Here is a 14,655-nt window from a genome sequence, read left to right as displayed (position 1 = left end):
GAGTAAACCATGCCCACCACCGCAGCCCTCCCCTCTGCAGCCAGCCATATTTTTCCAGAAATCAAGAAGCGAAACGAGCAACTGGTCCCCTTTGAATCACACAAGATCACTGCCGCGATCCTCAAGGCCGGTGAGGCGAGCGGTGAATTCGGCGAGCCAGAGGCCAAGCGGTTGACCATCAGGGCCCTCAACCTTGCCCAGAATGTACTGGGCGCCACCACGCCCAGTGTCGAACTCATCCAGGATGTGGTCGAAGAGGTCCTGCTGAGCTCACCCTTCAAGAAAACCGCCAAGGCCTACATCATCTACCGGGACCAGCGCGCCCAGACGAGAAGACTGATCGAGCAGGCAGACATCCGACTGGTGGACAACTATCTCGACCGGCTGGACTGGCAGGTGGAGGAGAACAGCAACATGGCCTACTCCCTCCAGGGGTTGAATAACTATGTGGCCAGCGAGGTGAGTAAAAAGTACTGGCTGCACAAAGTCTACTCCAGGGAGATTGCCCAGGCCCACTACTCGGGGGATCTCCATATCCATGACCTGGGACTGCTCTCGGTCTACTGCGTGGGCTGGGACCTCCAGGATCTGCTGCGACACGGTTTCCAGGGGGTGGCAGGCAAGGCCGCCTCCCTTCCTGCCAAACATTTCCGCAGCGCCCTGGGCCAGATCGTCAACTTCTTCTACACCCTCCAGGGGGAAGCCGCCGGGGCCCAGGCCTTTTCCAACTTCGACACCCTGCTGGCCCCCTTTATCCGGTACGACCGACTCTCCAGCCAGGAGACCAAGCAGGCCATCCAGGAGTTCATCTTCAACCTCAACGTCCCCACCAGGGTAGGCTTCCAGACCCCGTTCACCAACCTGACCATGGACCTGCAAGCCCCGAGCACCCTCCGCGACCTGCCGGTGATCATCGGCGGGATGCCCCAGACCGAAACCTACGGCGCCTTTCAGGAGGAGATGAACATGATCAACACCGCCTTTCTGGAGGTGATGTCTGAGGGGGATGCCAACGGTCGGGTCTTCACCTTTCCGATCCCGACCTACAACATCGGTGCAGACTTTGACTGGGAGAACTCCCAGCTGGACGCCCTCTGGCAGGTGACCGCCAAATACGGCATCCCCTACTTTGCCAACTTTATCAACTCGGACCTCTCGGTTGAGGATGCCCGCTCCATGTGCTGCCGGCTGCGCCTGGATACCAGGGAACTGGAAAAACGAGGGGGCGGCCTCTTTGGGGCCAACCCGCTCACCGGTTCCGTTGGCGTGGTCACCATCAACCTGGCCGCCGCCGGCTATCAGGCGGCAGATGAGGAGGCCTTCTTCCAGCTGCTCCGAGAACGACTGAAGACGGCCCGGGACAGCCTGGAGATCAAACGCAAGGTACTGGAAGGCTATACCGACAAGGGGCTCTATCCCTATACCAGGTTCTACCTCCGTCAGGTCAAGGAGCACCTGGGAAAATACTGGGACAACCACTTTTCCACCATCGGGGTTATCGGCGCCAACGAGGCTGCCAGCAATCTCCTGGGCAGCGATATCGGTACCGAGGAAGGAAGGGCCTTTGGCCTGCGTATCCTCAACTTCATCAGAGCAGAACTGCAGCGCTTCCAGGAGGAGACCGGCAACCACTATAACCTGGAGGCCACCCCTGCCGAGGGCACCGGCTTCAGGCTGGCCCGGCTGGACCGAAAACGCTTTCCCGAGATGAGCTGCGGCCTGCGCTGCAGTACCGAGAACCAGACCCCGATCTACACCAACTCCACCCAGCTGCCGGTCAACTACTCCACCGACATCTTCCAGATCCTCGACCTCCAGGACGAGCTCCAGTGCCAGTACACCGGCGGCACCGTGCAGCACATCTTCCTGGGCGAGGCAGCCCCGGACCACCAGGCGGTCAAGGCCTTTGTCCGGACGATCTGTGAACAGTATCGACTGCCCTACTTTACCATCTCGCCCTCCTTCTCCATCTGCCGCAGCCACGGCTACCTCCAGGGAGAGGTCTTCAGCTGTCCGGAGTGCGGTAAAAAGACCGAGGTCTACTCTCGGGTGGTGGGTTATCTGCGACCGGTGCAGCAGTGGAACGAGGGCAAGAAGGCCGAGTTCGGCCAGAGAAGTCACTTCAGCCTGCAGGCCGCCTGATGCGTATCGGTGGATATCAGCCGCTCTCCCTCTGTGATTATCCCGGCACCCCGGCAGCGGTCCTCTTCACCCAGGGCTGCAACTGGCGCTGCCCCTACTGCCACAACCCCTCGCTCCTGCCCCTGGAGGCCGGCGAGAGCCCCTACCCGGACAAAGATATCCTGGAGCGCCTGAAGCAGCGCGACAAACTCCTGCAGGGCGTGGTCATCACCGGCGGGGAACCGACCCTGCAGCCGGAGCTGCTCCCCTTCATAGAGAGCCTCAAGAAGATGGGCTTCAAGGTAAAATTGGATACCAACGGCAGCCGGCCAGGGGTCGTCGCCGCCCTGCTGGCCCGCGACCTGATCGACTACTGCGCCATGGACATCAAGGCACCCTGGGAGAAGTATGACCTCCTGACCGGCAGGGCCCGGGCGGACGTCGCTGCGGTGCAGGAGAGCGTGAAGATCATCAGCAGGGACGGAGTAGACCACCACTTCCGGACAACCTATGCCCGCCACTACCTGGCGGAGAAAGACCTGGCCACAATCCGGCAGGCCCTGCCTCAGGGATCCGCTTATCTCATCCAGAAGTGTAACCAGGATTAAGGGAGAAAGATGGGCAGGAAGGACGGGGAACGACGAGGCTCAACAGGGCTGTCGGCGAGAAAAGGAGGACCGGAGCCAAGGACAGTAAGGTTTTGGTTGAAAGATTTTTCCCTTCGCGGTAAATTGTCCACCCTCATCGGGAGAGAGAGGCGGATTGCCGGCATACCGTGCCCCGCCCGCCTGACCCACCCCGCACAGACCATGCTCCAGTAGCTCAGTAGGATAGAGCACAGGATTCCTAATCCTGGTGCCGCAGGTTCGAATCCTGCCTGGAGCACCATAATATACAAAGAGGCTAGCAAGTGATTTCAGCTTGTTAGCCTCTTTTTGCTTTTCCCATGTCGAACTGCGGCAAATCGGAATCATACCACAACAACATCCTGATTCCAAATAGTTACTGAGCTGCTCTCAAAAAGTGATAAAAATATCATTTTTAATCAAATAATCTTCTCTTGTTTACCCGCAACAAAAGTTGCCAAGTTTTTCACGTTTTACCGGAAAATAGGCAAAAAACTCGATTAAACAAGGCTATATACCGATGCAAACAAATGTTGCGGTGTCAACATTTGTTGGGGCCGAATCTCGGTTTATTTCTTGAACATTTTTGTAAAAAATAATTTTTTTATTCTTTTTTCTGCTTCTCAATACGCGTGCTGTGTTCCCTGTAATTTCCACCAAGCCTTTCTGCCGCAACGTATTCGACTCTTTGCTGTGAGCATTAATCGAATTTCGCATTCTGTCAAAATATCATACCCTTACCTGTTTCGTATAAATAGGAATGATTTCTGCTAGTTCGTAGAAGTGCGCTTTTTACTAACACCTCTTTTTTTGATTGGGGAGCGTCTTGCGTAAGTCGAAAAAGACATGTCCCGAGATATGGCGCCATTGCGATACAGCATAGACTGCGAAATTCGATCTAAAATAGAAATATTGTAGAGGTAGGACGTCTAATGAATAGAATCAGTGTTGATTTGATGAATGCTCGAAGCCGAGTGCAGCTGACCACGTTTGTATGCTTCCTTGCTGCCTTTATGGTGCTGCTGCCGGTGCATGGCTTTGGCGTTACCGTCCATTATAACTATGATGCCAGAAATCGTCTTACGGGTGCAGTCTATGATCAAGGGACAGATGCGGCGTTTACCTATGATACCCGGTCCAACCTGGTGCAAAAAAGTATCACCAACAGTATCGGCGGCAACACTGCTCCAAATGCCCCCAGCCCTGTGGCGCCGGTGAATACTGCCACCAACATCAGTATTGCCAATACAACGCTGAGCTGGAACGGTGGCGATCCTGATGCTGGAAGCACGGTCACCTATGATGTCTACTTCGGCGACTCAACCAATCCAGCACTCTTACAGAGTAATGTCACCGAGACCTCATTGCTGATCCCCCTGACCCTGCAGCCGGAGACGGTATATTACTGGAAGGTTGTGGCCCACGATGAGTACTACCTCAGTGCCGAAGGGGGTGTGGCCTCCTTCACCACAGCCTTGGTACCGCCCCCGGCTGTACCGGAAAGCCCGGTTCCCGCAGACCTGCAGACACCGGTCGCCTACCAGGATGTCACGGTGGAATGGACAGATCCCCAAGGCGATGCCGGCACCACCTATGATCTCTATTTCGGAACATCAACCACTCCAACCCTGATGTTGGAGAACAGCAGCGATACCAACCACACCCTGGGTCTCCTGGACCCGAGTACAACCTACTACTGGCAGGTTGTTGCCAGGGACACCTATGGCCAGACCACAACCGGCCCACTCTGGTCGTTTACAACCGCTGAACATGAACCAATGGTGTTAAGCTCGCCGGTATTCAGCAGCAACACAACCCTGACCAAGGCAGCCGGGCCCTATATTATCAGTGGGAGCATGACGGTGAACGAGGGCGTCGTTCTTGCCCTGGAACCGGGCACAATCTTTAAAATGCAGCCCTATTCTTCGATCAAGGTGCACGGAGCATTAATTGCCCAAGGAACACCTACGGATAAAATCATATTCACATCAGCTAAAAATGATCAGTACGGTGGCGACACCAATGGGGATGGTGCCGCATCCAGCCCCGCAGCTGGAGAATGGTACGGCATCACCTTTTATCAGGCCTCCGGTACAACCTCGACCTTGAGCCACACTGTCCTTGAATACGCAGGGTATGCTAATTATGGGGCGGTGTATGCCTATATAAGTTCACCGACCATCCAGGATTCCCTTATCCAGCACAACCAGGCCTATGGGATCACTACCTATGGCGCTGCTGCCCCGGTCATTACTGGTACCACGATCCAAGATAACGGTAATTATGCAGTCAACGGGGCAAGCGGAGGGATGACCCTTACCAACAACACCCTCCAGGGCGGGGTCTCGCTTCCTGTCGGTGCGCTGCTGCAAATGAATGATAACATCCTTGACTACACCGACCAGCGACCAAGCAAGGTCGCGCCGGACTATGTTGGTCAACTCACCACCAATAATAGCTTCACCAATACCGATTCGAGCAGCAAGATCGAAGTGCTCGCCGGTACGGTCAGTCATGATGCCACCTGGCAAGGTGGGGTGCCCCTCCATGGGCTGGGGACAATCACGGTCAAAGGCACTGACGGTGATGATACGCTGACCACCCTGACCCTTAACCCCGGGGTAAACATCCACATGGCACGCTATTCTAAGTTCATCATTGGGGCTACAAGTAGCGATCCGGGAGAGATCAAGGCCCTGGGCACCAGTGAAAATCCGATCCTGTTCACCTCGGGTCAGGCGACCCCGGCCAAAGGTAACTGGTATGGGCTTACCTTTTATACAACAGCTGCTGCCACAAGTATTCTCAAGCATACCACGGTCGAATACGCGGGGTATGCTAATTATGGGGCAGTGTATACCTATCTCAGTTCTCCGACTATCCAGGACTCAATCATCCAACACAACCAAGCCTATGGGGTAAGCACCTATGACGCTGCTGCCCCGATTATTACCGGTACCACGATACAGGACAATGGCAATTATGCAGTCAGCGGATCAAGCGGCGAGATGACCCTCACCAACAACACCATTCAGGGTGGTGTCTCGCTTCCAGCTGGTGCGCTGTTGCAACTGAGCGGGAACACCTTTGATTATACCGACCAGAGACCGAGCAAGGTTGCACCGGACTATGTCGGTCAACTCACCGCCAATAATAGCTTCACCAATACCGATTCGAGCAGCACGATCGAAGTACTTGCCGGTACGGTCAGTCATGATGCCACCTGGTATGGGGTATTGCCCCTCCATGGGTTGGGGACGATCACGGTCAAAGGCACTGACGGTGATGACAATCTGACCACCTTGACCCTTAACCCCGGGGTAACCATCAGGATGGCACGCTATTCCAAATTTATCATTGGGGCGGCAAGCGGCGATCCGGCAGAGATCAAGGCCCTGGGTACCAGTGAAAATCCGATCCTGTTCACCTCGGGCCAGGCGACCCCGGCCAAAGGCGACTGGTATGGGATAACCTTTAACACAACAGCTGCGGATACAAGTCTCCTCCAGTACGTTATTGTTGAATATGGAGGGTATACAGGCTACGGCGCGGTGTATACCTATAGTGCATCGCCCACTCTTGATCACTGCACCTTACGCCTCAATCAATCGTACGGACTCTCTGTATATAATGGATCGCCAACGGTTACCAACAGCATCATATACGACAATGACAGCTATGGGATTTATGTTTCTTCCGGCAATCCTATTATTCAGAACAACGCCATTTCCAATGGTATCTATCTACCCACCGGCGAGACCGGGACGGTCAGTGACAATACGATCAACTATGACGATACCCATCCTTTACGGGTGACCGCGGATGCCGTTGGTGGGCTTTTCTCGGGCAACAGTTTTGCCGGAGTAACGTCTGAGAGTTATGTGGAAGTGCTCTCCGGAACGGTGAGTCATGATGCCACCTGGAAGGGGACGATCCCGCTCAAACTTCTCGGTAATATCACCGTGAAGGGGACTGACGGCACCGACGGGGTGACCACCCTTACCTTGGAACCAGGAACCGAACTCCGCTTTGCCCGATACACCAAGCTGGTTGTTGGTGGGACCTCCGGGGATCCAGGAGCAGTACGGGCCCTGGGGAGCGAGGAGAATCACGTTCGTTTTACCGCTGATCAAGCGGATCCCACCCCTGGATACTGGTATGGGGTGCTCTTTTATCCCACTGCAGCAGCAACAAGCCTGTTGGATTTTGCCACCGTGGAATATGGAGGGGCCGGCAACTGGGGTGGTGTCTATACCTATGGTTCCGCACCCACCATACGCAACAGCCGCATTGTAAATAATTCGTATTGCGGCGTCCTGGTCAATGTTGCCGGGGCGCCGGTGCTTGTCAACAATACCATCCAAGATAACGGCTCTTACGGTATTCTGGTTACCAATGGCCAGGTGAGTGCAAGCGGCAATACCGTGCACGGCGGGTTGTCGGCCCCGGTTAACGGCATCAATGTCATTGACGGAAACACCTTTGATTATACGGAACAACGGGCAGTGAAAGTACCGGCCAATGCTGTGGGTCGGTTATTGACGGGCAACACCTTTACCAATACCGATACGACCAGTGTGGTTGAAGTGGTCGCTGATACTGTCAGCGATGATGCCACCTGGACTTCCGCGTTACCGCTTTCCATCCTCGGTAATATCACCGTGAAAGGGACTGCCGGTGATGATGGGGTGACCACCCTTACCCTGGAACCCGGCATCGAACTCCGTTTTGCCCGATACATCAAGCTGATTGTCGGCTGGACCTCCGGGGATCCCGGAGCGTTGAGTGCTGTGGGTACGGCGAGTGCTCCCCTCCTCTTTACCTCAGGGTTGGAAACGCAGGCCCCGGGCAACTGGTACGGCATCCTGTTCTATACCACCGCGCTTGACAGCAGCCGCATTGAGCATGCCACGGTGGAATATGGAGGCGCGGGCAACTATGGCGCCGTCTATGCCTATGGCAGTTCCCCGACAATCAAATACTCCACCTTGAGTAACAACTCCTATGCCGGGGTATTGGCCTCCCAGGGGGCATCCCCGGTACTTACCTATAACTCCTTTGTTGGCAACGGGAATTGCGGGGTCAGGAATACAACCGCGTCCATTACTGTTTCCGCGCAAAACAACTGGTGGGGGCATGCCACCGGTCCCCTTGATAACTCCGACGATACAGCCTCCGGCGGTTTGTATAATCCCACCGGTGAGGGCAGTTGTGTGAGTAATTACGTGAACTACTCGCCCTGGTCCGGCTTTGCGTTGGTGGATACCGATGGTGACGGGCTGTACGATGCAGAAGAGACAACCTACGGCACTGACCCCACTCTGACAGACACTGACGGCGATGGACTTGCCGATGGTGCTGAGTACGCCTATTGGGGTGCTGCCTGGAATGGTGATGTGGATAATGACGGGATCATTAATCTGCTTGATCCCGATGCTGACGATGACTCCATCCTCGATGGGGTAGAGGTTGCCCAGGGCAGTAACCAGGGATCATCAACCTCATTACCTGCAACCGTTGTCTATGAAGACAGCGAGGACGGAACCACAATAGGGTGGGAGGTCTATGACGATGATCCCACAGGCTCCTATGTCACCAATGTGTATGATGCTGAGAAGGGCGACCGGGTCATTGAAATCTATGGGGACGGGCTGCTCAACGGCCATCGCCTGGTGGAGGCAGACAGCTCCTGGTGGAACAATGCCGCTCATCATGTGTTCGAGTGGTCGATGAAGTTCAGTGAGGACTTTGTGCTCTCCGTTGCTGTGCAGAGTGATGCCGGTCTGCGTTTCCTTTCCTACACCCCGGCTAACACTGATGCCTTGGGGGCTGGCACGGATATTTTCCATGGCCTTGGCACTGAGAGTAAGGATGGCACCTGGGGCACCTATATTATCGATCTTGAATATGACCTCAAGGAGGCGCAACCAACAAACAACATCAATGCGCTGCTCGGGTTTTATGTCAGCGGCAACGGTCGGGTTGATGACATTAAAACCCATGGTTCCATCCCGGCAGGGTTGGACTCCGATGGTGATGATATAACCGATAACGATGAAATCAACACCTATGGCACCCATCCCTACTACAGCGACAGTGACGGCGACGGTATCGAGGATGGCGCTGAGTTGAACTACTGGGGTGATGATTGGAATAGTGATCCGGATAGCGATGGGTTGATTAATCTCTTGGATATTGATTCGGATAATGATGGCAATAATGATGCGGTTAATTGATAACAAGAAAATGATAGGGCAGGGACGACTTGCGGCGGTAGCTATGAGTTCTTTTAATTTGCTGAGGACACTGGTTCTCTTTCTGTTGGTTGTGTGTATTGCTGCCGTTCAGGTTGCTTCTGCTGAAACCCCAGATTGTACCGTTGGTGATTTTACTGAAGGTAAATGGTACCGTTTACCTACCCCAACAACATGCCCCTTTAAAAAGTCCCATGATGTCACTAGCCATTGGCCTACGGATCAACTCGTTAACAGTGTATTCTCAATTTCAGGTAAATATAAAATTATGCAAACTATGTCAGCAATTGGCTGATCTTCGTCGGTACTAGGAGATTGTCATCTTGCTTCGGGTAATTGTATTCCCGGATACGAAGAAGCCTATACAACGGTACATGCTCTATTATCTCCTGGAGATGAGACGTGTAAGCTTAAAGGAGCAGAAGATCTAATCACAAGAACTTGTACGAACCGAGACGGGTCCTTATCGGTACAACACCTGAGGTATTGTTCTAATTTAACAGGATATTTTTAGCGGCAGTGTAACACAAACACAAAACAAGAAAAAACTGTGAATCAAGGCCCGCCTTTTTGCCCAATCAATTTTTAATAAATAAAGACTACTACCGTTACAGCGACGGCGACGGTATCGAGGGTGGTGCTGAGTTGAATTATTGGGGTGATGACTGGAATAGTGATCCGGATAGTGATGGGTTGATCAATATCTTGGATATTGATTCGGATAAGGATGGCAACAATGATAGTGTTTAAGAGAATCGTTCTGGCGACTGTGGTACTTCTCCTCATGGCAACAAATCATGTAATTGCTGAATACGTGTGCAAATGGGGGAATTGCAATCCTGCTTTTTGTACTGATGGGACCTATTTTTATAGCTATATTCCTCAATGCATTAACGTAACAGTTCCAACTTGGTGTGAAGATTATATAAAAAATTTTCTCAATAAAGATTGCGAGAACACTACTTGTGATTTTTGCGGTACGCCACCAGTAGATTGTACTGGAACAACAGGATCCCATGAAGTGTCTTGTGGTTTTGGTACATATTATGCCCCTCTGTATAGGCGATGCGGGGAACAATGGTGGGTGCCGAAGAATGAACCTGAAAACCTAGGTCCGCCTTTTTGCCCTATCAATTTTTAATGAATAAAGACCAACCAAAAGTCATGAAACATATTATAAAAACGATGGTTGCCAACATGATTTCATCCTCTACGACCGGCCTACGGGTACTCGCTTTCAGCCTTTGTTCCGCACTGGCGCTGGCCTCTACCTCCGATCTGGCCCAGGCCTCGACCCAACCCTACATCACCAGCCACCAGATTAACTTCGGTACCGGCAATAAGTATCTCTCTGTCACCGATGTTCGGTTGCCCTGTCCCGGACAATCGCTCTCGTTTCAGCGAACCTATAACAGTCAAAGTGACGAGACAACAGTGATGGGCTATGGCTGGAGCACCAACCTGACCGAGCGCCTGGATATTACCACCACAACCATAAAACTCATCCAGGCCGGGGGACGAGTCGTCCACTTTAAGGATAACGGGTCCGGGCAATGGATCAATGAGATCGGCAGTAAACGGGTCATCACCACGGTGACTGGTGGTTATCAACTCACCGAACCAAGCGGGACCGTCAAGCTCTACGATACCAGCGGCAACCTGCTCTCCAGAACCGATCGTAACGGTAACAGCCTTACCTATACCTATAATGGCACCGATCTTACCTCCATTGCCAACAGCTTTGGTCGTACCATCTCCTTTACCTATGCCAATAATCTCTTAGCCTCGGCAACCTCGGCCCTTGGCACTGTCAGCTATACCTATGATACCAATAACAACCTGGAAACAATCACCAAACCCGATGGTACCTCCATTGATTATATCTATGATGATCCCAATGATATCCATAACCTTACCGGGGTCATTGATGAGGAAAACAACCGGGTACTCACCGTGGCTTATGACTCCAGCGACCGGGTTATCAGTTCGGCTAAGGCCGATGGCAGCCAGGCGGTGACCATCGAGTATCCGGCCACCTATATGCGCCGGGTCACCAACAGTCTCGGCGTCACCACCAGCTATAACCTCGATGTCTCGCACGGTGTGGTGGCCATTGACTCGTTCACCGGCCCGGGCTGTTCCTCCTGCGGCTCCGACGGCTCCACCAAATATCTCTATAACGAACGGCTCCAGGTCCTCACTGCCACGGATGAGAACGACACCGTGACCACCTACACCTATGATGAGCAGGGCAACCGGACCACCATCACCGAGGCCACCGGTACCGAGCTCGAACAGGTCACCAGCAAGACTTATACCCCGGAGAACCGGGTTGCCACCATCACAGTTCCTTCCATTGCCAACCCTGGAGAATCCGCGGTTACCACGTTCAGCTATGACAACAACGGCAACCTCATCAGCCAGACCCAAAGCGGCTATGTGGATACAACCGCCATCTCGGCAACCACCGCGTATACCTATAACAGCTATGGACAAATCCTCTCCATAGATGGGCCGCGCACCGATGTCAACGACAGCACCACCTTTACCTATTATCCCAACGATGCCGCCCAGGGAAATGACCGGGCCCAGTTGCACACGGTTGTCAATGCACTTGGCCATACCACAACTTATGCGGATTACAACCTGTTTGGCCAGGCAGAGACGATTACTGATACCAACGGCCTGGTCACGACCCGCAGTTATGATGGCAACGGCAGGTTAAGCACCAGCACCAGTGCAGGCCTGACCACCGGCTACAGTTATGACAATACCGGTAAGCTCCTCACCATCACCCTGCCTGACGCCCGAGTCATCACCTATACCTATACTGCTGCCGGACAGATCGAATCTCTGGCCGATGACCAGGGCAATACCATTACCTTTACTTATGACAGCGAGGGTCGTCAAATTGGCCAACAAATAAATGATTCCACCGATACCCTGACCTGGTATGCAGACTATGGGTTTGATGATGCCGGACGGATGAATAAGGTGGAGTTGCCGCAGGGCTATGAAGAAACCTCACACTATGATCTTGTCGGCAACCTGGTCAAGACCGTAAATGGGAACGGCAACGAGACCGAGTATGCCTATGATGCCCTGAAACGATTACTCTCTATTACCGAGGCCGGTGATACCACGGCCCAGTACAGCTATGATGCCAATGACAACATCATCGAGGTCACTGATTCCGATAATCAGGTGACCCTTTTCACCTATGATGATCTTGGCCGCAGGATCACCCGGGATGCCCCGGATACCGGGCTATCCAGCTATACCTATGACCCGGCGGGCAACATCCTTGCCATCACCGATGCCAAGGCGCAAACCATGTCCCTGGACTACGATATCCTGGGCAGAATGACAACCCAGGGTATCGGTACTGAGACCATCACCTATGGCTATGATAGCGGCACCAACGCGATCGGCCGTTTAAGCTCCATCCAGGACCAGGAGGGTAACCGTACCTTTACCTATAATGACATGGGCCGTCTTGCTATTGAGTCAAGAACCATTGGCAGTGCCAGCTACCAGACCAGTTATGCCTGGTCAACCACCACCGGCGAGTTAACCGGCATGACCTATCCTTCGGGATTGCCCCTGACCTTTACCAGGGGCACCGACGGGCAGATTGCAGATATCCAGCTCAACGGGACCGCCTTAGTGGCTGATGCCGAATATCTACCCTTTGGCCCCTTAAAGAGTGTGGCCCTCGGCGCAACTCTCGGAATCGAAAAAGAGTATGATGCCCGCTACAACCTGACCCGGATTCAGAGTGGTGGTTTGGATTATATCTATACCCGTGACGGTGCCGGACAGGTCGGTTCCATTGAAAATATCCAGGTCCCCACCTTTACCGACGAAAGCACGACCCTGAACTACGACAGTACCAGTAACCAGCTCAGTGACCAGGTCGGGACTGTGAATAAAAGTTATACTTTTGATGCCAACGGGAATATCACCTCGGACTCGGTGTTTAGCTTTAGCTATGATGGCCTGAATCGGATGATCGAGGTCAGTGACGGAACCGGGGTGGTGGCAATCTATGGTTATGACTCCAACAATCGTCGTATCCGTAAGACCGTTGGGGCAACCACAATCCATTACCATTATGACAGCAACAGTCAACTGATTGGTGAATCTTTAGCTGACGGTACGGCGCTACGGGATTATATATATCTCAACGGTGAGCTGATTGCGGTCAAGGAGTATCAGAACAGCCCCGGGCTCTACTATGTGATCAATGATCATCTGGGGACACCGCAGCGTTTGGTGGATACGATCGGTACTGTTGTCTGGCAGGCCGGCTATTATCCCTATGGGAAAGCGCAGGTCCAGGTGGAGACGGTGGTCAATAATATTCGGTTCCCGGGCCAATACTTTGATTCCGAGACCGGACTCCATTACAACTGGCACAGATTTTATGATCCGGATGGTGGACGGTATGTTACTGCTGATCCTGTTGGGTTGGATGGGGGGATAAATCTTTATGCATATGCGAATCAGAATCCGATTTCGTATATTGATCCAGAAGGGCTTGCATATTTTGCTAATCGACCGTTAGGTGGACTCGGAGGAATCTTTGGAGTCGTTGGTGGAAAAAGAGATGATCAACTGAATACTGTGATAGGTCATGAACAATTGTTTTTTCAAGATGGCAAGAAGGATCCCAATGTTGGCTTTTTTGATGATGGAAAAGTAAAAACAGAGCCTAACCCACAAGGATATGAACCTTCTCATGACTCTGGTTGGAATGATTGTGTTATGAGAGAAGCCGTAAACCGTGTTCCTAAACGTAGGTACAAACTCCTCTGGGAGCGAAATTCAAAATACAAATATAACTGTCAAGACTGGGCAGATGAAGTCAGAAAGATGTACCGAAAACTAATTAAAGACCCTGCTATTGTGCAACGATGTAATCCTAGCTGTAGCGAGATGAATAAATGATTAAACTATGCCTTACTTTTCTAGTCGTTGGTGTGGTTGCTTTTTTTCTTGCATTTAAGGCGACACTTAAAACCAGACTATTGATAGCTTTCCTGTGTTCTGTTGTGCCTATCATAATTTCATTTATGATCATTTTATACTCAGGAGATAAAGCCGCTGAAGATGCTGTGGAATACAAAGGACCACAAGAAAACAGGGAGGTGGACAATTCAGGCGATCAACTGAAAAAATGAATTATGATCTCTAACTGAATTTCGATCTCATTTGAACTTTGACATAAGCTCCCCTATGTAATCAGCGGTCTTAAAACCAGCCAAAAATTTCTCGAAAAATTTCTCGAAAGGGGGTCGGACCAAGCTAAGTAAATGTAGTTATCCTTAATCCGTGACAAACGACCAACAAATATCACATGACCGTGCAATTAACATGTTGATTATCAAAGAATAATATTAAAGTGTTCACCTGTCCTAAAAACTCACTTAGCAGGTGAAAAATGAAACGATTTATCCTTGAGCAATCTGACAGTGAAGCCTACACCAGCCACTCCGGGCTTGCCCTGGTGGGGCTGTGCATCAACCGTTACTGTGATCTGGCCAAAGCGACCAAGCGCACCATAGGGGACGATCGGAACGTAATCACCCATCCTGACATCCTTCGCAGTTATCTTGGGTTACTCTGCCTGGGCAAGAGTGACTATGAGGCTA

At 52.3% G+C, this 14,655-nt stretch carries 6 protein-coding genes, 1 tRNA gene and 1 pseudogene; all 8 read left to right on the top strand.

Features of this window, described 5'->3' with window-relative positions; genetic code table 11:
• The first annotated feature begins 9 nt into the window (after positions 1-9).
• Complete coding sequence (locus G494_RS0111155; protein ID WP_232362536.1) at positions 10-2,142, top strand: ribonucleoside triphosphate reductase; 2,133 nt, start codon at positions 10-12, stop codon at positions 2,140-2,142.
• A complete protein-coding gene (locus tag G494_RS23005; RefSeq protein ID WP_035246264.1) occupies positions 2,142-2,729 on the top strand; it encodes an anaerobic ribonucleoside-triphosphate reductase activating protein in 588 nt (195 codons plus the stop codon). The genes G494_RS0111155 and G494_RS23005 overlap by 1 nt, the downstream gene beginning before the upstream one ends.
• A gap of 203 nt (positions 2,730-2,932) precedes the next feature.
• Positions 2,933-3,009, top strand: a tRNA-Arg gene (locus G494_RS0111145).
• Between the two features lie 670 nt (positions 3,010-3,679).
• Complete coding sequence (locus G494_RS23000) at positions 3,680-8,983, top strand: right-handed parallel beta-helix repeat-containing protein (RefSeq protein ID WP_084456695.1); 5,304 nt, start codon at positions 3,680-3,682, stop codon at positions 8,981-8,983.
• Complete coding sequence (locus G494_RS26740) at positions 8,967-9,296, top strand: hypothetical protein (RefSeq protein ID WP_153305844.1); 330 nt, start codon at positions 8,967-8,969, stop codon at positions 9,294-9,296. The genes G494_RS23000 and G494_RS26740 overlap by 17 nt, the downstream gene beginning before the upstream one ends.
• 869 nt (positions 9,297-10,165) lie before the next feature.
• A complete protein-coding gene (locus G494_RS0111130) occupies positions 10,166-13,951 on the top strand; it encodes an RHS repeat-associated core domain-containing protein (RefSeq protein ID WP_208597666.1) in 3,786 nt (1,261 codons plus the stop codon).
• Entirely contained in the window at positions 13,948-14,184 is a 237-nt protein-coding gene (locus G494_RS0111125) for a hypothetical protein (RefSeq protein ID WP_028584607.1), read from the top strand. Before G494_RS0111130 ends, G494_RS0111125 begins: the two co-directional genes overlap by 4 nt.
• A gap of 260 nt (positions 14,185-14,444) precedes the next feature.
• Positions 14,445-14,655: pseudogene (locus G494_RS0111120) on the top strand (IS1380 family transposase); the annotation flags it as partial.

The sequence above is a fragment of the Desulfogranum mediterraneum DSM 13871 genome, assembly GCF_000429965.1.
Taxonomy (GTDB): Bacteria; Desulfobacterota; Desulfobulbia; order Desulfobulbales; family Desulfobulbaceae; genus Desulfogranum; species Desulfogranum mediterraneum.
Note: the sequence above shows the minus strand (reverse complement) of the source record. Positions and strands in the feature narration are given on the sequence as shown.